General features: G+C 65.3%; 21 protein-coding genes. 5 read left to right on the forward strand and 16 right to left on the reverse strand.

Annotated features, from left to right (window positions below; translation table 11 throughout):
- Positions 1 to 10: 10 nt before the first annotated feature.
- Genes phnN through phnG form a run of 8 tightly spaced genes read right to left on the reverse strand, consistent with a single transcriptional unit; the run spans position 11 to position 6,369 of the window.
- Complete coding sequence (gene phnN / locus N551_RS0103350; RefSeq protein ID WP_027565742.1) at positions 11 to 607, reverse strand: phosphonate metabolism protein/1,5-bisphosphokinase (PRPP-forming) PhnN; 597 nt, start codon at positions 605 to 607, stop codon at positions 11 to 13.
- Positions 604 to 1,761, reverse strand: coding sequence for an alpha-D-ribose 1-methylphosphonate 5-triphosphate diphosphatase (locus N551_RS0103355; RefSeq protein ID WP_027565743.1), 1,158 nt, complete (start codon positions 1,759 to 1,761; stop codon positions 604 to 606). The genes phnN and N551_RS0103355 overlap by 4 nt, the downstream gene beginning before the upstream one ends.
- Before the next feature lie 11 nt (positions 1,762 to 1,772).
- Positions 1,773 to 2,471, reverse strand: a complete 699-nt coding sequence (gene phnL, locus N551_RS0103360; RefSeq protein WP_027565744.1) for a phosphonate C-P lyase system protein PhnL — start codon at positions 2,469 to 2,471, stop codon at positions 1,773 to 1,775.
- 22 nt (positions 2,472 to 2,493) lie between these two features.
- A complete protein-coding gene (phnK, locus tag N551_RS0103365; RefSeq protein WP_027565745.1) occupies positions 2,494 to 3,291 on the reverse strand; it encodes a phosphonate C-P lyase system protein PhnK in 798 nt (265 codons plus the stop codon).
- 7 nt (positions 3,292 to 3,298) lie between these two features.
- A complete protein-coding gene (locus tag N551_RS0103370; protein ID WP_027565746.1) occupies positions 3,299 to 4,189 on the reverse strand; it encodes an alpha-D-ribose 1-methylphosphonate 5-phosphate C-P-lyase PhnJ in 891 nt (296 codons plus the stop codon).
- Positions 4,186 to 5,289: a carbon-phosphorus lyase complex subunit PhnI gene (locus tag N551_RS0103375; RefSeq protein WP_027565747.1), complete on the reverse strand. Its 1,104-nt coding sequence runs from the start codon at positions 5,287 to 5,289 to the stop codon at positions 4,186 to 4,188. Before N551_RS0103375 ends, N551_RS0103370 begins: the two co-directional genes overlap by 4 nt.
- A gap of 2 nt (positions 5,290 to 5,291) precedes the next feature.
- Complete coding sequence (phnH, locus tag N551_RS0103380; RefSeq protein WP_027565748.1) at positions 5,292 to 5,900, reverse strand: phosphonate C-P lyase system protein PhnH; 609 nt, start codon at positions 5,898 to 5,900, stop codon at positions 5,292 to 5,294.
- A 4-nt stretch (positions 5,901 to 5,904) separates the two neighbouring features.
- Positions 5,905 to 6,369 (reverse strand): phosphonate C-P lyase system protein PhnG, encoded by a 465-nt coding sequence (gene phnG / locus N551_RS0103385; protein WP_027565749.1) that lies wholly within the window; start codon positions 6,367 to 6,369, stop codon positions 5,905 to 5,907.
- Between the two features lie 118 nt (positions 6,370 to 6,487).
- On the opposite strand from phnG, the gene phnF reads away from it, so the two are divergent.
- Complete coding sequence (gene phnF, locus N551_RS0103390; RefSeq protein ID WP_027565750.1) at positions 6,488 to 7,216, forward strand: phosphonate metabolism transcriptional regulator PhnF; 729 nt, start codon at positions 6,488 to 6,490, stop codon at positions 7,214 to 7,216.
- A gap of 97 nt (positions 7,217 to 7,313) precedes the next feature.
- Here phnF and phnE (N551_RS0103395) read toward each other — a convergent pair whose 3' ends face one another.
- The 4 genes from phnE (N551_RS0103395) to phnC form a co-directional block, all read right to left on the reverse strand.
- Complete coding sequence (phnE, locus tag N551_RS0103395; protein ID WP_027565751.1) at positions 7,314 to 8,162, reverse strand: phosphonate ABC transporter, permease protein PhnE; 849 nt, start codon at positions 8,160 to 8,162, stop codon at positions 7,314 to 7,316.
- Entirely contained in the window at positions 8,159 to 9,043 is an 885-nt protein-coding gene (gene phnE, locus N551_RS0103400; RefSeq protein WP_027565752.1) for a phosphonate ABC transporter, permease protein PhnE, read from the reverse strand. Before phnE (N551_RS0103400) ends, phnE (N551_RS0103395) begins: the two co-directional genes overlap by 4 nt.
- Before the next feature lie 77 nt (positions 9,044 to 9,120).
- On the reverse strand, positions 9,121 to 10,056 hold the full coding sequence (phnD, locus tag N551_RS0103405) for a phosphonate ABC transporter substrate-binding protein (RefSeq protein ID WP_027565753.1): 936 nt from the start codon (positions 10,054 to 10,056) through the stop codon (positions 9,121 to 9,123).
- A 63-nt stretch (positions 10,057 to 10,119) separates the two neighbouring features.
- The gene (gene phnC, locus N551_RS0103410; protein ID WP_027565754.1) at positions 10,120 to 10,929 is read right to left on the reverse strand and encodes a phosphonate ABC transporter ATP-binding protein; all 810 of its coding nucleotides are present in this window, start codon (positions 10,927 to 10,929) and stop codon (positions 10,120 to 10,122) included.
- Positions 10,930 to 11,112: 183 nt separating this feature from the next.
- Here phnC and N551_RS0103415 point away from each other — a divergent pair, with 183 nt between their 5' ends.
- Genes N551_RS0103415 through N551_RS0103425 form a run of 3 tightly spaced genes read left to right on the forward strand, consistent with a single transcriptional unit; the run spans position 11,113 to position 13,689 of the window.
- Positions 11,113 to 11,757: a chloramphenicol acetyltransferase gene (locus N551_RS0103415; RefSeq protein WP_027565755.1), complete on the forward strand. Its 645-nt coding sequence runs from the start codon at positions 11,113 to 11,115 to the stop codon at positions 11,755 to 11,757.
- 21 nt (positions 11,758 to 11,778) lie between these two features.
- Positions 11,779 to 12,972 (forward strand): alpha-D-ribose 1-methylphosphonate 5-triphosphate diphosphatase, encoded by a 1,194-nt coding sequence (locus N551_RS0103420; protein WP_027565756.1) that lies wholly within the window; start codon positions 11,779 to 11,781, stop codon positions 12,970 to 12,972.
- Between the two features lie 18 nt (positions 12,973 to 12,990).
- Positions 12,991 to 13,689 carry a DUF1045 domain-containing protein gene (locus tag N551_RS0103425; protein WP_027565757.1) on the forward strand — a complete coding sequence of 233 codons (699 nt, stop codon included), beginning with the start codon at positions 12,991 to 12,993 and terminating at the stop codon, positions 13,687 to 13,689.
- Between the two features lie 108 nt (positions 13,690 to 13,797).
- Here N551_RS0103425 and N551_RS0103430 read toward each other — a convergent pair whose 3' ends face one another.
- The 4 genes from N551_RS0103430 to N551_RS0103445 all read right to left on the reverse strand — a co-directional run bounded on the left by N551_RS0103430 (position 13,798) and on the right by N551_RS0103445 (position 18,281).
- Positions 13,798 to 14,739 (reverse strand): dihydrodipicolinate synthase family protein, encoded by a 942-nt coding sequence (locus tag N551_RS0103430; protein ID WP_027565758.1) that lies wholly within the window; start codon positions 14,737 to 14,739, stop codon positions 13,798 to 13,800.
- A gap of 124 nt (positions 14,740 to 14,863) precedes the next feature.
- Complete coding sequence (locus tag N551_RS0103435; RefSeq protein WP_027565759.1) at positions 14,864 to 16,945, reverse strand: methyl-accepting chemotaxis protein; 2,082 nt, start codon at positions 16,943 to 16,945, stop codon at positions 14,864 to 14,866.
- Positions 16,946 to 17,064: 119 nt separating this feature from the next.
- The gene (locus N551_RS0103440; protein WP_027565760.1) at positions 17,065 to 17,835 is read right to left on the reverse strand and encodes an enoyl-CoA hydratase; all 771 of its coding nucleotides are present in this window, start codon (positions 17,833 to 17,835) and stop codon (positions 17,065 to 17,067) included.
- On the reverse strand, positions 17,832 to 18,281 hold the full coding sequence (locus tag N551_RS0103445; protein ID WP_027565761.1) for a MarR family winged helix-turn-helix transcriptional regulator: 450 nt from the start codon (positions 18,279 to 18,281) through the stop codon (positions 17,832 to 17,834). Before N551_RS0103445 ends, N551_RS0103440 begins: the two co-directional genes overlap by 4 nt.
- On the opposite strand from N551_RS0103445, the gene N551_RS0103450 reads away from it, so the two are divergent.
- Positions 18,252 to 20,210 carry an ATP-dependent Clp protease adaptor ClpS gene (locus N551_RS0103450; protein ID WP_245287723.1) on the forward strand — a complete coding sequence of 653 codons (1,959 nt, stop codon included), beginning with the start codon at positions 18,252 to 18,254 and terminating at the stop codon, positions 20,208 to 20,210. The genes N551_RS0103445 and N551_RS0103450 overlap by 30 nt on opposite strands.
- Positions 20,211 to 20,229 lie beyond the last annotated feature (19 nt).

Raw genomic sequence — 20,229 nt, forward strand, 5'->3', positions numbered from 1 at the left:
GTTGTGCGGGCTATTCGTGCCAGCCCTGATTCCTGATCACGCGCAGCAGCTGGCGACTGTGGTACTCCGCGCTGCCTGCGTTGAGGATGGTGACATCGGCCTGCGCCGATGCGTCGTCGACACTGCGCGTCAGCCGTTCCGCGATATTGCCGTCACTGTGCCGGGCGCGCGCGGCAAGCCGCTGCGCCAGCACATCCGGGGGCGCAGTGATCGCGACCACCACGACGTTTGCATATTTCTCGCGCAGCGCGCCGATCACCGTGCGCGAGACATTGGCGACGACGGCGCGGCCGGCGCGGATATCGTCGTCGATGTCGAGCGGCAGCGCGTAGGAATGCCCATGCGCCTCCCAATGCACGGCGAAATCCCCGTGATCGAGTGCGCGCCGGAATTCGTCAGAGCTCAGCGCGATATTGTCCTCGTCGGCGGAGGATTCCCGCGTCACGACACGGCGCGGGAAGACGATGTCGTGATCCTCGATGTTCGCTGCCCGCGCGAGCCGCAGCAGCGTGTCCTTGCCGGCACCGCTGGGACCGACCACGAGCACGAGCCGTCCGGGCCCGATCGCACCCGTCGTTTCTTCCGCCACGGTGACGGCCTCGCTCATGCGACACGGCTCCCCTCGCGCCAGACGCTGCGGACCGCGGGGACGTGGCCCGCGACATGCACGCGGATCAGATCGGCACGCTTGCCGGTCGCGATCTCGCCGCGATCGGACAGGCCGACCGCCTCCGCGGGCGCCTTCGTGACCGTGCGGATCGCCGCCGCAAGACTGATGGCGGGCACGTGCTCGGGCAAATGCAGCGCGGCCATCAGAAGGCTCGAGGGGATGTAATCCGACGACAAGATATCGAGCAGGCCTTCGCGGGCGAGATCGACCGCGGCGATGTTGCCGGAATGCGAGCCGCCGCGCACGACGTTCGGCGCGCCCATCAAGATGTCGATGCCGGCCTCGTGCAGGCCGCGCGCGGCCTCCAGCGTGGTCGGGAATTCCGCGACCGAAACGCCATCGCGCACGGCGTCCACGACGTTCTCCTCGGTGGTATCGTCATGGCTCGCCAGCGGGATCTTGTACTTATGTGCCAGCGCCACGATCTCGCGCATATTGGTCGCGGCATAGGCCTTCTGATACTCGAAACGCTTCGCGAACAGCTGGTCGAGCTCGGCATCGGTCTTGCCGCCGCCCTTGCCGCGGTAATAGTCGCGCAGCTTGCCTTCGTCGCGGAACTGGCGCTGGCCGGGCGTGTGATCCATCAGCGACATCAGCCGCACGTCGGGACGGTCGATCAGCTCCATGGCCTCCTCGACCACGCTCGGCATCGGGATTTCGCAGCGCAGATGCAGGAAATGATCGGCGCGCAGCAGGTCGGCATCGCGCGCGGTCGTGATCGCGGCGGCGAGCGTGCCGGCGCGGCCGTCGACTTCCTCGGCGCCGTCCTCACGCCAGACCCGGAGCGAATCGAACACCGTGGTGATGCCCGATGTCGCGAGCTGGCCGTCATAGGAGACGACGGCCGCGACCGGATTCCAGAACACCTTTGGCCGCGGCACGTAATGCGCCTCGAGGTGGTCGGTGTGGAGCTCGATCAATCCCGGCATGATCAAATCGCCGCCGGCATCCTCTGCCCCCGCAGGCGCCCTGCCCTCACCGATCTCGGCAATGCGTCCATCGGCGAGAGCGAGCCAGCCCTGCTCGATCACCCGGTCCGCCAGCACGATCCTGGCGTTGGCGATCACGGTTACCTTTGACTTGGCGTTCATGTCCATTTCCTTCAGGCCGCGGCGGCGAAGCTGGTGACATCGACGATGCGGTCGGCAATCAGATGACGGATTTCGTCGTCATGGACAATGGCCACCATGGCGACGCCCCGGCGCTTCTTTTCGGCGACCAGCTCGACCACGACGGCGCGGTTGGCGGCATCGAGCGAGGCGGTGGGCTCGTCGAGCAGCAGGATCGGCAGATCCGAGATGAAGCCGCGCGCGATGTTGACGCGCTGCTGCTCGCCGCCGGAGAAGGTCGCGGGCGGAAGCTGCCAAAGCCGCTCGGGGATATTGAGCCGATGCAGCAATTCGCCAGCACGGGCCTGCGCCTCCGCGCGCGCCAGGCCGTTGACGATCAGCGGCTCGGCGACCACGTCGACGGTCGCGACGCGCGGCACCGCGCGCAGGAACTGACTGACATAGCCGATGGTCGCGCGACGAATGTTGAGGACCTGCCGCGGCTCGGCGGTGGCGAGATCGACCAGCGCGCCGCGATGGCGGATGCCGATGCGGCCGGAATCGCAGCGATAATTGCCGAAGATCATCTTCAGGATCGACGATTTTCCGGCGCCCGACGGGCCGGACAGCACGACGCATTCGCCCGGGTTGACGTTGAAGGTCACGCCGCTGACCACAGGCAATTCGATGCCGCCTTGCAGGTGCATCGTAAAGGTCTTGTTGGCGTCGGTGACGTCGATCATGGCGGTCATTGGAAAACTCTTCTTGGAAAACTCATGCCGGCAGAATCGAGGAGACGAGGAGCTGGGTGTAGGGCTCGCGGGGATCGTCGAGCACCTGGTCGGTGAGGCCGGTCTCGATGACGCGACCGCCCTTCATCACCATCACGCGATGCGACAGCAGGCGCGCGACCGCGAGATCATGGGTGACGATGATGACCGCGAGATGCAGTTCGGCGACGAGGCTGCGCACGAGGTCGAGCAGCCGGGCCTGCACGGAGACGTCGAGGCCACCGGTCGGCTCGTCCATGAACACCAGCCGCGGCTCGGTGACGAGGTTGCGGGCGATCTGGAGACGCTGGCGCATGCCACCGGAATAGGTGCGCGGCGCATCGTCGATGCGTGCGATGTCGATCTCGACGCGGGTCAGCCAGTCCGACGCGGTATCGCGGATGCGGCCGTAGTGATTCCACCCCACCGCCATCAGCCGCTCGCCGACATTGGCGCCGGCCGAGACCGCCATGCGCAGGCCTTGCGCGGGATCCTGGTGCACGAAACCCCAATCGGTGCGGAACAGGAAGCGCCGCTCGGCCTCGCCCAGCGTGGCAAGATCGCGGGTGACGCCGTCGCGCATCCGATAGGACACCTGGCCGCCGCTGGCCGCGAGCTGACCCGACAGGAGCTGGAGCAGCGTCGACTTGCCCGAGCCGGATTCGCCGACGATCGCCAGCACCTCGCCGGGATAGAGCGAGAACGACACGTCGCGGCACGCGGCGATGCGGCCATAGGACTTGCTGAGAGACTCGGCAACGAGCAGCGGCTGGTCGTTTTCCAGCATGTCGAGATCAACCATGTCTTGATCAACCATGTGAGCCCGCCTTGTCCTTGTACGGCGCCGCGCTGAGGCTGCCGTGGTGGCCCGCGGCCTGGCGTCCCTCGCAATAATCGGTGTCGGAGCAGACGAACATGCGCCCGCCCTTGTCGTCGGTGACGATCTCGTCGAGATAGGAATTTTCCGCGGCGCATAGCGCGCAAGGCGCGTTGAAGCGATAGGGCTCGAAGGGATGATCCTCGAAGTCGAGCGACACAACTTGCGTATAGGGCGGGATCGCATAGATGCGCTTCTCGCGGCCGGCGCCGAACAGTTGCAGCGCCGGGCAATTGTCCATCTTGGGATTGTCGAATTTCGGCGTCGGCGACGGGTCCATCACATAGCGCGCGTTGACTTTCACCGGATAGGCATAAGCCGTCGCGATGTGGCCGAAGCGGGCGATGTCCTCATAGAGCTTGACATGCATCAGGCCATATTCGGCGAGCGCGTGCATGCGCCGCGTCTCGGTCTCGCGCGGCTCGAGGAAGCGCAGCGGCTCCGGGATCGGCACCTGATAGACCAGCACCTGATTCTCGTGCAGCGATCTCTCCGGAATGCGGTGGCGGGTCTGGATCACGGTCGCATCTTCCGTCGCCGTGGTCGTGGCGACGCCGGCGGTCTTGGCAAAGAACTTCCGGATCGAGATCGCGTTGGTGGTGTCGTCGGAGCCCTGATCGATCACCTTCAGCACGTCCTCGGGCCCGAGGATCGCCGCGGTGACCTGTACGCCGCCGGTGCCCCAGCCATAGGGCATCGGCATTTCACGGCTGGCGAACGGCACCTGATAGCCGGGGATCGCGATCGCCTTGAGGATTGCGCGGCGGATCATCCGTTTGGTCTGTTCGTCGAGATAGGCGAAATTGTAGGCGGGCGCGTTCATTCCGCGGCCTCCTTCATGGCATCAGGCGCATTGGCTTCAGTGAATTCCTTGCGCAGCTTGCGCAACAGGCCGAGCTCGGACTGGAAGTCGACATAGTGCGGCAGCTTGAGATGCTCGACGAAGCCGGTCGCCTGGACGTTGTCCGAATGCGACATCACGAATTCTTCATCTTGCGCAGGGGCGAGCGCCTCTTCGCCCAGCTCGCGCGCGCGCAACGCGCGGTCGACCAGCGCCATCGACATGGTCTTGCGCTCGCTCTGGCCAAAAGCGAGGCCATAGCCACGCGTGAAGCACGGCGCTTCGGTCGCGGAGCCCTTGAACTGGTTGACCATCTGACACTCGGTGAGCTCGATCGATCCGAGCGGCACGGCGAAGCCGACGTCTTCCGCCGAAAATTCGACATCGACCTCGCCGAAGCGAATCTCGCCAGCGAAGGGATGGTTGCGGCCGTAGCCGCGCTGGGTGGAATAGCCCATCGCCAGCAAGAACCCTTCGTCGCCACGCGCGAGATTTTGCAGGCGCAGGTCACGATCCGCCGGAAAGTTCAGCGGCTCGCGGGTGAGGTCGCCGACGCTGGCGCCCTCTTCCGCTTGCGGCGAGGGCTCGATCAGGCCGTCGCGGCCGAGGATATCCGTCACCCGCGGTGTGGGCACTGTCGATGCTTCGGCCGTCGCTGGCGCTTCCGGCACAAAGCCTTCGGCGAGCGAGGGATCGAGCAGGCGATGGGTGTAGTCGAAGGTCGGCCCGAGAATCTGGCCGCCGGGAATGTCCTTGAAGGTCGAGGACACCCGCCGCTGCACCCGCATCGCGCCGGTCTCGACCGGCTCGCTGGCGCCGAAGCGCGGCAGCGTGGCGCGGAAGGCACGGACCAGGAAGATCGCCTCGATCAGATCGCCGCGCGCCTGCTTGATGGCGAGCGCCGCGAGCTCGCGGTCATAGAGCGAGCCTTCGCTCATGACGCGGTCCACGGCGAGACCAAGCTGCTCCGAGATCTGGTCGAGGGAAATTTCCGGCACGCTTTGATCGCCGCGCCGCGCACTGGCGAGCAGGCGATGGGCGTTCTCGATGGCGCGTTCGCCGCCTTTGACTGCGACATACATGCTTAGCTTCCCTTGCTCACGACACGCGTGGTGCGCGGGATCGCAACCACGGCGTCATCGGCCACCAGCACCACATCGACGCCGCGCGGAAACAGCGCCTCGTTAATACGAAGTCGCTCGAACAGGTCGAACGGCTTGATCGACGCCTGGAGCGTGGCGACACCGTCGATGCCGGGGCCGCGCAGCTCGAAGCTGCGTCCGGCGTCAAGGCTATCGACCTGGACGATCAATGTGGTCGAGCGATCCGGATATTCGCTGGTGCCGAGCGCGAAGCGCTCGAACGAAGGCAGCACTCCGCCGTCGCCGATCAGCGCGAAGCTGGCGATCGAGGGATCCTGCACCACCGGTGCGCCGGTGTGGAACTTCAGCCATTTTGTCACGTCGGTGCTTTCCGACATGCGCGCATCGAGCCAGAGCGGCGTGTCGTGGTCGAACAGCGTCAGCGCGATCGCGGCCGTGCCGCGCATCATCGTTTGAGGCGCTCCTGATGTCGGCACGATGCGCTGGACCGATCCCGGCCGCGCCATCGCGTCCATGACCGAGCGAAAGGTCGATTGCGCCGACAGCACCTTGTCGGCGAACCCCGGCGGCAGTTCCGCAATCGTGGTCATGATCTCACCCCTCACCGCGCACCATGGTGTAGAAATCAACCTTCGTCGCGGCGGTCTCGGCCGCCACCTGTTTGCGCTTGGCCATCAGCTGCTCACGCAACGGCGCGATAATATCCCGCTCCACCGCGGCGCCGAAATCGCTGGACTGCACCAGCGCATCGCACAGCGCGATCAGCCGCGCCTTCTCGCCGTCGCGACCGAGCGTGTAACCGAAACCGACCTCGCCGCTCGCAAGCCGCACCGCGGCGCGCGACACGGTGGCTTCACCGAGGTTGAACGGCGCGCCGTCGCCGCCGACCCGGCCGCGCAGCATGACGAGGCCGTTTTCCGGCGCGCGCAGATCCTGATGCGCCGGCAAAGCGAGAGCGCGGAGGCGAGCGGCGATCTCGCCCGCCTCCGCGTGCGCCAGCACGGCCATTGCGGCCTTGCGCTGGGCTTGCTGATTGTTGTGCTGGGTCACCACATCCACCGACTTTTCTGCAGAACTTGCCGAATCCAAGTTGTCTATGATACTAGACAACTTGATAGCGGAGCGCCATGACTGTTTCGTGACAAGGGCGTGATTTCTGGAGTAGCTTCCCGGCCACATGAGCATGCAAGACACAGCTTCCTCCGGCGTCGCATTGTGGCGCCTCGTTGCCGACGGCATCGAGCGCGGTATCGCCGATGGCCGCTTTGCGGCCGGCGACAAGCTGCCGGGCGAGGTGGAGATCGCCGAAACCTATCGCGTCAACCGCCACACCGTGCGGCGCGCGCTGGCCGCGCTTGCCGAGCGCGGCATCGTGCGGGCCGAACGCGGCAGCGGAACCTATGTCGAGACGCAGAAGCTCGCCTATCCGCTGCGATCGCGGACTCGTTTCTCCGAGATCGTCGGCGCGGACGGCCGCGAACCGCATGGCCGGTTGATCGAGGCGTCCGATGATGTCGCGACCCGCGAACTCGCGCGGGAACTCGGCCTCAAGACTGGTGCACCGCTGGTGCGGATCGAGGCGATGCGCCTCGCCGACCGCACGCCGATCTGCGTCTCCACGACGTGGCTGTCGGCGCAGCTGTTTCCGGGTGCGGGCGACGTCTTTGCCGCGACCCGCTCGATGACGAAATTGCTCGAGCATTACGGCGTCCGCGACTATCGCCGCGGCGCGACCCGGATCACCGCCGGCATCGTTGACGCAACCGACGCCGCACGGCTCGATCTGGCGCTGGGACGGCCGATCCTGGTGGTCGACGCCACCGATCACGATCTCGACGGCAAGCCGCTGGTCACCAAGCATTCGCGCTTTGCGGCGGAGCGGGTGGAATTTTTGGTGGAGTCGTAGGGTGGGCAAAGGCGCACTTGCGCCGTGCCCACCATCCATCCAGTACTGCGATTGAACTGGTGCGCACGCGGCGCTTTACCACCCTACGAAATCGTGATCAGGCCACCGCCCTTCGCCCAATAATCGCGAAGCGCAGTTTTCCCGAGACGAAATCGATCGCGGCGACCGCGACCAGGATCATCAGGATCAGGAACAACACCTTCTGCCATTCCAGCACGCGGATCTGCTCGGCGAGTTGGAGGCCGATACCGCCGGCACCGACGATGCCGATGATGGTAGCCGAACGCGTGTTCGACTCGATGAAATAGAGCACTTGGCCGGCGATCACGGGCAAAACCTGCGGCAGCAGACCGAAGCGGATCTCGTGCAGCGCACTGCCGCCGGAGGCGCGGATGCCCTCGACCTGCTTCTGGTCCGCGCCCTCGATCGCCTCCGAGAACAGCTTTCCAAAGGCGCCGAAATCGGACACGGCAATGGCGAGCACGCCGGCAAACGGGCCGAGCCCGACCACGTTGATCCAAACCAGCGCCCAGATCAGCGTATCGACGCCGCGGATCGAATCCAGGAAACGTCGAATCGGGAAGCGCAAAATGCTCGACGGCACCACGTTACGCGCGGCAAGAAGACTGATCGGCAGCGCGAACACCGCAGCCAGCGTCGTGCCGAGCAGCGCGATCGACAGCGTCTCGCCCAGCGCCTTCAGATAGATCGGCAGCGACGAACCGGGATCCGGCGGAATCATCATCAGGCTGATCCAGCCGAGCTGGCTGAGGCCGGCGACGAAGCGCGAGGGCGAGAAGTCGAGATCGACGAGGCCATAAATCAGGATCGCGAGCGCCGCGACGATCATCCCCGGCATGGCGAGCCGCGCCGAGGCCGGCCGGTCGAACACATCGGGGTAGCGCGCGCGAAGCGCGGCGATGTCGATCTCCTGCGGCCCCGTCACGTCCGCGTCTCCCTGCCGAACAGGCGGCCGCGCAGCCAGCCGGTGCTGATGTCGATAATGAAGACCGTGACGATGATGGTGAGCAGGATGGCGCTGACGTCGGAGTAATAGAACTTGCGGATGGCGACGACCAGCTCCTGGCCGATGCCGCCGGCGCCGACGAATCCCATCACGGAGGCCTCGCGGACGTTGATCTCGAAACGCAGCAGCGCGTAGCTGGCATAGCCCGCCGTGACCTGCGGCAGGATGGCGAAGCGCATGCAGGAGAGCCAGCTCGCGCCGGTCGAGCGGACGCCTTCGACCGGCTTCATGTCGACGTTCTCGACGGTCTCGGAGAACAGCTTTCCGAGCGCGCCGGTGGAGTGAATCGCAATGGCCAGTACGCCCGCCATCGGTCCGAGCCCGAAGGCGATCACGAAGATCAGCGCAAACACGATGCCGGGCACCGTGCGGGCGAATTCAAGCAGGCGCCGCACCGCGAACCGCAGCCAGGGCGCGGGCGAGGTGTTTTCAGCCGCGAAGAAGTTCAGGCAGAAGGCAAAAGTCGCGCCGATCAACGTGCCGACATAGGAGATCAGCAGGGTCTCGCCCAGCATCCTCAGCCATTTGCGCCAGCCCCAGAGCCACTCGCCGACATCGGTCCAGACCCGCTGTCCGCTGTCGAGTGTGAGGATGCGGTCGAAATAGCTGATGAAGTTGCCGTAATGGGCGAACAGCGTCCGCAGATTCACTTCCGCGCCGATCGCCGCCAGAAGCAGCGCAGCGGCGAACACCACGGCTCCGAACAGGAGGCGCCCTCGCCTGCGCGCGACCGCCTGGCGATAGGCGGCGTTGAGCACGGCGAGCTGCTGCTCCGGGAGGATCGAAACCGCGACGGTCATCTTGGCCAGGAAAAATGGTCAATCAAAGAGAAAGAGCCGGGTCCATCGACCCGGCTCCAGTGGCATCGTCCCGAAACTCAGGACGCCTTCTTCTTACGCAGCGCATCGACGAACTTGATCAGCTCGATCGTGCCATCCCAATCCTTGGTGGTCGCGGGATGAAAACCCTTCTTCTGGCCGTCCTGGAGGCGGTCGAAGGCAGCCTTGTCCTTGGCCGGCGCGTCGAAGAACGCCTTCGCGATCGCGGCCTTGGCCTCTTCCGGCAGATCGGAATTGTAGGCATAGGGGCCGTTGATGATCGGCGCCGACTTGTGGATGATGCGGAAATCATCCTTCTTCATCGCCGAGCCATCGGCATTCTTCAGCATGCCCTTGGTCAGCATCTGCGCCAGCGTCGAATCGTCGTCGCTGGTCCACTGGTTGGCCGCGACGTCGACCGTGCCCTGCGCCAGCGCCAGGATCGCGTTCTCGTGGCTGCCGGTAAAGACGACCTTGCTGAAATAGGTGTCGGCGTCCGCGATGCCCATTTTGTCGAGCTCGAAACGCGGCACGTTGTTGCCGGAGGTTGAGTTCGGGTCGACCAGGCCGAGGTTCTTGCCCTTGAGCTGGTCGATGCTCTTGTAGGGGCTGCTCGCCTTGACGAAGAACACCGAGTAGTAGCCGGTAGAGCCGTCGGAGTTGATGTCGTTCGCGAAGGCGTCGGTCTTGACGCCGGTCAGGCGGGCGCGGGCAAACGACGCTGAGCCATAGCTTGCGATATGAATGTTGCCGGCACGCTGACCTTCGATGACGGCCGCGTAGTCGTTGGCGATGCGCAGCGTGACTTTCACGCCCAATTCCTTGGAGAGATAGTTCATGAACGGCGCCCAGCGCTCGGTGACGCCCGAGGCGTTTTCCGCCGGAATGACCGCGAAGGTCAGTTCGGGATATCTAGCTTTCCAGTCCTCGGCGGAAGCCGAGGTCGTGAACGCGAGCGCGGCGGCGCCGGCAAGAATCAATCTGCGAGTGATCATGATAGCCTCTTCATTGGTTCAGGTCGGTTGACGCAAAACTGGTGGGTCCTGATGCGGCGCCGCTCAGGCGGCGGCCGCCGTTCCAAGCACCGGAATGCCCTGTCGCACCGGTGCGAGCGTGCCGCCCATGACATCGGCGGCTTCGAGATCGTAGAGCTCGCGCGCAACGTGCTCGGTCAACTCAGCCGGCGCGCCGTCGAACACCACGCGTCCCTGCGCCATGCCGATCAGGCGGTCGCAATAGCTGCGCGCCAGGTCGAGCGAATGCAGATTGCAGAGCACGGTGATGCCAAAATGCTTGTTGATGCGCAAAAGCGCATCCATGACGATCTTGGTGTTGCGCGGATCGAGCGAAGCGATCGGCTCGTCGGCGAGGATGATGTCGGGCTGCTGCACCAGCGCGCGGGCGATCGCGACGCGCTGCTGCTGGCCGCCGGAGAGTTGGTCGGCGCGCTGGGCTGCTAGCGGGGCGATGTCGAACTGCTCAAGCGCGGACATCGCCAGCGCCTTGTCCTGCTCGGGCCAGGTCTGCGACAGCGAGCGCCAGGCCGGCACCGTCGCAAGCCGTCCCATCAGGACGTTGGTGAGAACATCGAGCCGGCCGACCAGATTGAACTGCTGAAAGATCATCGCCGAGCGCGCCCGCCACTGCCGCAGCTCCTTGCCGCGCAGCGCCGTGACGTCGAGGCCGTCGAACAGGATGCGGCCCTGCGAAGGGGCCGCGAGACGGTTGATGGTCCGCAGCAGGGTCGACTTGCCGGCGCCGGACCGTCCGATCACGCCGACGAAGCCGCCGGGAGAGACTTGAAACGAGGCGTCGTCCACCGCGGCTTTCACGCCGAAGCGACACGTCAGACCTTCAACCACCAGCATGCAGGGCTCCAGAGTAGCTGGGACCCACCGCTAACGCCGGCGCTTGACACTTGTGTGACACGGACGTTGCGGTGCGGCGATCCTACACACCTCATCCCCTGTTCATCCCCTGTCATCGCGTCGTCATGACATTGTCATCAAGCCGCTCGAAGAGAAACGCCCGCCCTCTCGTTCGGATGCAACATGGCCGCCAAAGCTCTTTCGGTCCAGCCGACCATCGATCCCTCGGCGAAGCTGCACGACGCCAGGCTTGGCGCCTATACCGAGGTCGGCGCGCGCACGATGCTACACGAGGTGACGATGGGCGATTACTCCTATGTCGTGAACGACGCCCAGATCACCTACACCACCATCGGAAAGTTCTGCTCGATCGCGGCGATGACACGGATCAATCCGGGCAACCACCCGATGCACCGCGCCACGCAGGCGCACTTCACCTATCGTTCGAGCGCCTATTTCGAAGGCGAGAGCGACGACACGGAATTCTTCGACTGGCGGCGCCAGCATCACGTCCATATCGGGCATGACGTCTGGATCGGCCATGGCGCGATCGTGCTGCCGGGCCGCAACATCGGCACCGGCGCGGTGATCGCGGCCGGCGCCATCGTCACCAAGGACGTTCCGGCCTACACCATCGTCGCCGGCAATCCGGCGCGCATCGTTCGCCGGCGGTTCTCGGAAGAGCTTGCCGGACGGCTCGCCACCCTCGCCTGGTGGGATTGGGATCACGACAAATTGCGTACAGCACTGCCCGATTTCCGCAAGCTCGGGATTGAAGATTTTCTCTCGACATACGAAGCACGCAAGTTCTCTCAACAATTCTGTTAGCAGCAAACCAAGCGCAGTCGCGTGACAGACATTTTCCTTGAGGGCGGCCGAAGCCTGATCGGCTCCGAGCTCGTCGAAACTTCTCTTGCCCTGTCCGGAACGGACATCGCAGAGATCGATGCCTCTCGCGGCCGGGCGCGGCTTGCGATCGACGCGCGCGACCTGCTGGTCCTGCCTGGCATCGTCGATCTGCATGGCGATGCCTTCGAGCGGCAGATGATGCCGCGCGCCGGGGTCGATTTTCCGATCGACGTGGCGCTCGCCGATAGCGACCGCCAAGCGATCGGCAACGGTATCACCACGGTGTTTCACGCCACGACCTGTTCGTGGGAGCCGGGCCTGCGCAGCGCCGACAATGCGCGCGGCCTGATGGAGGCGATCGAACGGCAGCGCCCGCAATTCGCGGCCGACACCCGCTTTCACCTGCGCCACGAGACCTATAATCTCGACGCCGAAACCGAGATCAGCCAGTGGCTCAGCGATGGCCGCGTCGACCTCTTCGCCTTCAACGACCACATGGACGGCACGGTTGGGGACATGGCCAAGCCCCGCAAGCGCAACCGCATGGTGGAGCGCACCGGCCTGTCGAGCGAGGAATTCGATCGCCTCGTCGAGCGTGTGCTCTCCAGCGCCAGTGAAGTGCCAGCTTCCGTGTCGCGGCTCGCCGCGGCGGCGCGCGCCGCCGACGTGCGGATGCTCTCGCATGACGATGCGACGCCGGCGATGCGCCAGGGCTTTCGCGCCATGGGCGTGGCGCTCGCGGAGTTTCCGATCAACGAGGAGACGGCGCGGGCGGCGGCAAGCCACGGCGACGACATCGTCTACGGCGCACCGAACGTCGTGCGCGGCGGCAGCCACACGGGCTGGACCAAAGCATCCGACATGATCGCCAAGGGGCTCTGCTCCGTGCTGGCCTCGGACTATTACTATCCCGCGCAGCTGCTCGCTGCGTTCCGCCTCGCCGCCGATGGCGTGCTGCCGCTGACCGAAGCCTGGAACCTGGTCTCCGCCGCGCCGGCGCGCGCGACCGGCCTTGCCGATCGCGGCGTGCTCGCGGAAGGCCGACGCGCGGACATTCTGCTGGTCGACGACAGCGTGCCGCTGCGGCCGCGGCTGATCGCCGTGATATCGGGCGGCAAGCTCGTGCATCTCACCGACGCGACGCGGTTGCTTGGCATGGCAGCTACCCCGCGCGAAGCTGTCGTCGCGGCATAAACCCGCTATGCTCGGACGATGACAAGTTTCCCCCGCTACGCGATCTATTTTGCCGCAGGCAGCGACAGCGCCCTCTCCCGCTTCGGCGCGGAGCTGCTCGGTTACGATGTCTATACCGGCAACGAGCTGCCCTTTCCCGCCGACGCATCGCATCTCGCGCCGGACTGGCGCGACATCACCGCCGATCCTCGCAAATACGGTTTTCATGGCACGCTGAAAGCGCCGATGGCGCTCGCGCCTGGCAGGACGGAGGCGGAGCTTTTGGCGGCCTGCGTGGCCTTCGCCGGCGAGGCGCGGTCGATCCCGGTGATCCGCCCGATTGTCGATGCCATCAGCGGCTTCATCGCGGTCATTCCGGCCGAGCCGGTCGATGCGCTCCAAGAGTTCGCCGCCGATTGCGTCCGCGCGTTCGATGGCTTTCGCACCGCCCTGACGGCGGAAGATCGCGCGCGGCGCAAGCCCGAGAAGCTCAGCGAGCGGCAGCGCGACTATCTCGACCGCTGGGGCTACCCCTACGTGATGGAGGAATTCCGCTTCCACATGACGTTGACGGGGCGGCTGGACGCGGAGCGCCGCAGGCCAATTCTGGAGACGCTGCGCGCGCGGTTCGCGGCGCTCCGGCTTGATGCGCTGGCGATCGATCGCATTGCATTGTTCAAGCAGGATGATGCGGGAGCAAGGTTTCGCATTGTAGGCGAGTGGGCGTTGGCGAGATAGCTTCCTCAAGCTCCGTCATTGCGAGCGCAGCGAAGCAATCCAGACTGCGTCCGCGGAAATGGCCTGGCTTGCTTCGTCGCTTCGCTGCTCGCAACGACGATGAGTGAGTTACTTCCCCCACCGCAACGCCAGCGCATCGCGCTCCTTCGCGAGCTCCAGCAGCCCGGCCCGCGTCGCCGGGTGCAACGGCTGCAGCGGATGCCGCACCGTGTCCGACTTGATCACGCCGCCGGCCTGCATCATCGCCTTGCAGGCGATCAGGCCGCATTGGCGGTTTTCGTAGTTGATCAGCGGCAGCCAGCGTTCGTAGGCGGCTTTGGCCTCTTCACGCTTGCCGGCGAAATAGGGATCGACGATCTGGCGGATGCCGTCGGGATAGCCGCCGCCGGTCATCGCGCCGGTGGCGCCGGCATCGAGATCGGCGAGCAGCGTGATCGCTTCCTCGCCGTCCCAGGGACCCTCGATATCGCTGCCGCCGGCGTCGATCAGGCTGCGCAGCTTTGACGCAGCGCCTGGAACCTCGATCTTGAAATAGCGGATGTTGGAGAAATCACGCGCCAGCCGCGCGAGCAGCTCTACCGACAGCGGCGTGCCGGCGACAGGCGCATCCTGGATCATGATCGGAATTTTGATCGCGCCCGACAGCACCTTGAAGAATTCGACCACGCCTTTCTCGGGCACGCGGAAGGTTGCGCCGTGATAGGGCGGCATGACCATGACCATGGCGGCACCGGCCGCCTCGGCCTGCTGGCTCCGCGCGGCGCAGACGACCGAGCTGAAATGCGTGGTCGTGACGATCACGGGAACGCGGCCCGCGACATGCTCCAGCACCGCATGCATCACGGTCTCGCGCTCGGCATCGGTGAGCACGAACTGCTCGGAAAAATTGGCGAGAATGCACAGACCATTCGAGCCTGCGTCGATCATGAAATCGATGCAGCGGCGCTGTCCCTCGAGGTCGAGCTCGCCGCGCTCGTCGAAGATGGTGGGTGCAACCGGGAACACGCCGCGATAGGGGCGCTGGGCCTTGTGTTGGGGCGTGACCGGCATCGAACTCTCCATCCCTGATATCTCTTACACCTGCCGCAACGCTCGCGCAGCGTCACAGATGTACCCGCCGCGTGCATCGGCGGCAATGCCGATGGCACGACGGTGGGACGGAAGATCGTCGAAGTTATGCGGTCCTCACCGCGCCCAAAAAGCCCTCGACCGCCACGCGGAGACGATCGGCGTCGGCGGACATTTTCGACACGGACACCGACAGCACCGAACCGGCATTGCCTGTCTCCTGGTTGAGTCTGGCGACGCTGCCGATGGTGTCGGTGACTTCGCGGGTTCCCTGCGCGGCCTGCTGGAAGTTGCGGGAGATCTCGGTGGTGGCAGCGCGCTGCTGTTCGACCGCGGCCGCGATCGCCGTCATCTTCTCGTCGATGCCGCTGATCGCGCCGCCGATCGCGCGGATGGCGGTGACCGCCTGGCCGGTCGCGCCCTGGATCTCCGCGACCTGGCGGGAGATCTCTTCCGTCGCCGTCGCCGTCTGCGAGGCGAGGCTCTTGACCTCGCCGGCGACCACGGCGAAGCCGCGGCCGGCCTCGCCCGCGCGCGCAGCTTCGATGGTGGCATTCAACGCCAGCAGATTGGTCTGTCCTGCGATGGCGTTGATCATCTTCACGACCTCGCCGATGCGGCCAGCGGTCTGATCGAGGATCTCGACCGTCGCATTGGTCTGCGCTGCCTGCGACACGGCTTCACGGGCCTCGCGTGCGCTGGCCTGCACCTGCGCGGAGATCTCGCCGACGGACGCGGAGAGTTCTTCGGTCGCGGCCGCGATGGTCTCGAGATTGTTGGTGGCCTGTTCGGCGGAGGACGAGACCGCCGCGGTCTGGCTGCTCGATTCTGACACCAGCGAGCGCACGTCGGTCGCGGTGGCATCGAGCTCCTTCGTCGACGCCGCAACGCTGTGAATGACGGCTTGCACGGTGTCGTCGAAACTGCGGCAAGCCGCATCGACGGTACCGGAGCGGGCGAGCTGCAGCGCCTGCTGCGATTCGCGTTCCCGGCCCAGGCGTTCCGCGGTCGCCGCGCTCTCGCGCAAGCTTTCGAGCGCGGCGGCCATGGTGCCGAACTCGTCGGGATACCTGGATTGCGGGACGGGTGTCGCGTAGTCGCGGGCGCTGATCTTGGCGATGGCATCCAGGATGGCACGCACCGGGCGCATGAGGCGGTTGCGGATCACGTACACGCCGGCCAGGGTCACGGCGAGCGCGAGCAGGAACGCGAGCGACTGCACGACGAGATTGGTGAGCGCCCTAGCCTGCACCGTCTCCGCCCGGACGATCGACTGGTCGAGCGCCTTGTTCGCCACCGCGACGATGGACGCGAAGGGTGACTGACACAGCGTATTCCATTCCGCGGCGGGCATCGCGGGCTTGCCGCTGCCGTCGAAATTCTTGGTGAGGTCGCCGATCTGCTTGAGGGCACCGTCGGTCTTGGCCTTCGCCTCCGTCGCTGCCGTCACCAGCTCCGCCGCCACGCCCGGCGCAGCCAGCAACTCGGCCATGCCCGCCCAGCCGGAGGTGATCGTGCCATCCCATTGCGCCACTGACCGCTTCTGAGCGTCGTCGAGCGGCTTGCTGCCGTTGACGTTGGAGCGCAGCGACGAACAATGGATTCCATAGCGATCGCGCACCTGCCAGGCGAAGCGCCGGACCTGGATCATGCGTGCAATGAAGGGGTCGTCCATCCAGGCACGGTTCGACACCGCGGTGGAGGCGAGGTTGGCCGTGTCGATCACCTTCGTGACGGCGTCATACCAGGAGTTGGTGCGCTCGATCTTGCGCTCGGCACGCGGACGCTTGGCTTCATCGTAGAACAGCTGGAATTGCGGCGCCGCGGCGCTCCAGCCCTGCTTCAATGTGCCGGCGAGTTCATCGCGGCGGGCGAAGTCGACGGTGGCAAGCGCGGCGCCGATCGCGTCATAGCCGCCCTGCTCGGCCTTCTCCGCCGCCTCTAGTTTTGCCCGCGGATCATCCTCGCCGAGAATCGCGCTCTGGGCATCGCCGCGATTGTTGCGCAGCGCCAGCACGCCATGGAAGATCGCCTTGTCGGCCGCGGCAAGCCGCGCGGTCTCGAGACTGTCGCTATAGCGGCCGAACGCCCCGACCATCTGGATCGCCGTGGAGGCCAGCGCACCCGCGGCCAGCAGGGCCATCAAGGTCAGGAGGAGCGAACTTACCGATTTCTTAAACATTGCCATGGTGTCGGGGCCTATTCTTTCGAGCGCCACCTTGCCCGCGACATGCCAATGTTCCGTTAAGGTTTTAATCGAATGGGCTTGAAGTTCCGGCCCGACGAGCCTCAGTACAGCCCCGGATATCACGCAACCTTGGTGAAATCCGGCGGGCGGCGCTCCGCAAATGCCGTGAAGGCCTCGCGCGCCTCGGCGGTACGCAGGCGCAGTCCGAACTGCTCGCCTTCGGCATTCATCTGCGCGACCAGCGCCTCGCCATTGCGCATCAGCTTCTTGGTGGCGGTGAGCGCGCCGGCCGGCTGACGGGCAAGACGCTGCGCCAGCGCGAGCGCTTCGGCGTCGAGCTTGTCGAGCGGCACCACGCGGTTGGCGAGCCCCCATTCCAGAGCGGATTTGGCCGGCACGGTCTCGCCCAGCGCGAACATCTCGTAGGCCCGCGCGTAGCCGATGCGCGCCGGCATCAGCAGGCTGGAGGCGGCTTCCGGCACCAGCGCAAGGCTGACGAAGGGCGTCGACAATTGCGCGTTGTCGGCAAGCACGACGAGATCGCAATGCAGCAGCATCGTGGTGCCGACGCCGACGGCGCGGCCCTGCACCGCCGCAACCAAGGGCCGGGTGCAGCGCGCCAGCGACTGGATGAAGCGCACGACGTTGCGGCTTCCTTCCGACTTGCCCGCTGCGACCGCGGCGAATTCGCCGACGTCGTTGCCGGCAGTGAACATGTCGCCTTCGCCGCGGATCAGGATCACGCGGGCCGACGCATCCGACTCGGCGGATTCGATGGCGTCGGCAAGTATGCCGTACATCGCATCCGTCAGCGCGTTCTTCTTGTCGGGGCGCGCCAGCGTGAGCGTGAGAATTCCGCCGTTGTTCTCGATCCGGACTTGGTCAGTCATTCGTTCGCTCCTCTTGGGAATTTATCCTGAATGCTCGTCAGCCAGCGCGCGACGACGTCGATCTCCGCGCCGGTAAATCCTTCCGTCAATGCCGCATTGACCTTTGCTGCGCTGGCCTTCGCCTGCGCCAGCGCCGTTCGCCCCTTCGGCGTCAGCCAGACGCGCCAGGCGCGACCATCCTCGTGATCCGCGCGCCGCTCGACCAGTTTAGCCGCCGCCGTACGGTCGACCAGCCCCGAGATGCCGGCCGGCCCCATGTCGAGCGCCGCGCCGGCCTCGCCCATCAGGACGCCGTCCTGCTTGCCGAGGATGAACAGGAGTCCTGCCTGCGCCGGCGTGACCTCGCTCGAAGGCTGCCCCGCCATCCAGCGCTGCACGCGGCGTTGGGCCACGCTCAACAGGTAGATCAGCCGATGATGCCCCGAGCCGGCCGCTTTATTTCGCATGCGAAATATATAGTCGAGGCGGCCCGGGATGTCAAAGGACGGCAGCTGGATCGATGTGCCGCGGCATCGTCGAGCAACAGGGCCGCACCGGCGCACCAGAACCTCACCCACCAATCGCAATTACTCGCCGCCGCCCAGCTTGACGGTTGCTTCTTTTTGTGTTCCCTATTCGTTCTATTCAATCATAGATTGTCCGGGAGACCTTTCGTAATGAACAGTATGCGTGGCGAGAACCAGCCGACCCAGCTCGTAATTCATAATGACGATGATACGCCGGACCGATTCGTGATGGATCTGCTTCGGCAGGTTTTCGGCAAATCAGACCGTGAAGCGACCGCGCTCATCACTCAGATCGAGCAGAAGGACAAGGCGGTTTGCGGGCCTTACCCGCAATCGGTTGCCGAAGCCCTTTTCAAATCTGCGCAACTATCCATCGAATTGGCCGGCCACCAACTGCAGGTCACGCTAGAGGCGGTCAAGACTCCTTGCGAACTCTGTGGCAAGCCTGAGGGACAGACCGACGTTCGTATCGGCGACCGAACGGTCTGGCTGTGCAGCGACTGCATGCGTGCGGCGGATGAACCCTCGAACGAACAAGAGGAAGATTTCGACTTTGCTTGCGACGTTCTCGATTGGCACCTTGCCAGCACCGCGCGCAGCAAACTCGTGACCACGATCCGCCAATTTCCCGGCCACATGCGGGTCGATCTTCAAGCCGCGGTCGACCGGCTCTTCGGCAAGGCCATCCGGCTGGTGGGACAGAACGAGGAGCAGCGCTATGAAACGCTGTCGATCCCACGACTGCTCAAGGAGGGCCGCTATGCGATCGCGATTGCCCCGCTGCAATATTCCGACGTCGATGTAGGCGAGAAGAGCCCGGTCAAGTGTCTGGATAACGGACTATGGCTGTGTGAGCAGGATCATCTCCGCTATGCGGTTTTGCTCTGCGCACACCGCGAATACAGTCGCGAGCCCGGAATTCGGATCGAGATCCTGGTGCCTTCAGGTTCCGCAGGCGCGGCTCTCGTCCAGCGATGCTTCAATGAATTGGAAGAAGCCGTACAGGCTGCGCGGACCTATCGCGGCAAGATCCTGTCGCTCGATGCCGACTCCGACTATCGCGGTCGCTCGCGCGGCATCACGGTGCATCGCTTGCCGCAGGTCGCGCGCGACGAGGTGATCCTGCCGGAGCAGACCCTGCGGCTGCTCGATCGCAACGTTCTGACCTTCGTCAACACCCGAGTCCAATTGCGCCGGCTGGGTCAATCGACACGCAAAGGCATCTTGCTGTACGGGCCGCCGGGCACTGGCAAGACCCACACGATCCGCTATCTCGCAACGCATTTGCCCGGGCATACGACGCTGATCATCACGGCCGAGCAGATCGGTCTGCTCGGCGCCTATATGAGCCTGGCACGCCTGCTCCAGCCGTCGATGGTGGTGATCGAGGATGTCGATCTCATCGCCCGCGACCGCGATGACATGGGGCCGTGTGCGGAATCCATGCTGAACAAGCTGCTCAACGAGATGGACGGGCTGAAGGAAGACGCCGACATCCTGTTCGTCCTGACCACCAACCGGCCGGAGGACCTCGAGGGAGCTCTCGCGGGTCGCCCCGGCCGCATCGATCAAGCCATCGAAGTGCCGCTGCCCGACGAGACCGGCCGCGGCAAGCTCGTCCGGCTCTACGGCAGGGGATTGCCGCTCGAGGGGGCGGTGATCGCGGAGGCTGCCCGACGCAGCGAGGGCACCAGTTGCGCCTTCATCAAGGAGCTGATGCGGCGGCTGGCGCAAGGAAGCATCGCACGGGACGGCGGCAACACCGTGATCTCCGCCGATATCGACGAAGCCCTTGACGACATGCTGTTCTCCGGCGGCCGGCTCAACGCGCAGCTGCTCGGCGGCGCGCAGGCAATGGCCGCCGGGTGACGCTCCGAAGTGGCGCGCC

Origin of the sequence: Bradyrhizobium sp. URHA0013 (genome assembly GCF_000518345.1) — a bacterium.
Taxonomy (GTDB): Bacteria; Pseudomonadota; Alphaproteobacteria; order Rhizobiales; family Xanthobacteraceae; genus Bradyrhizobium.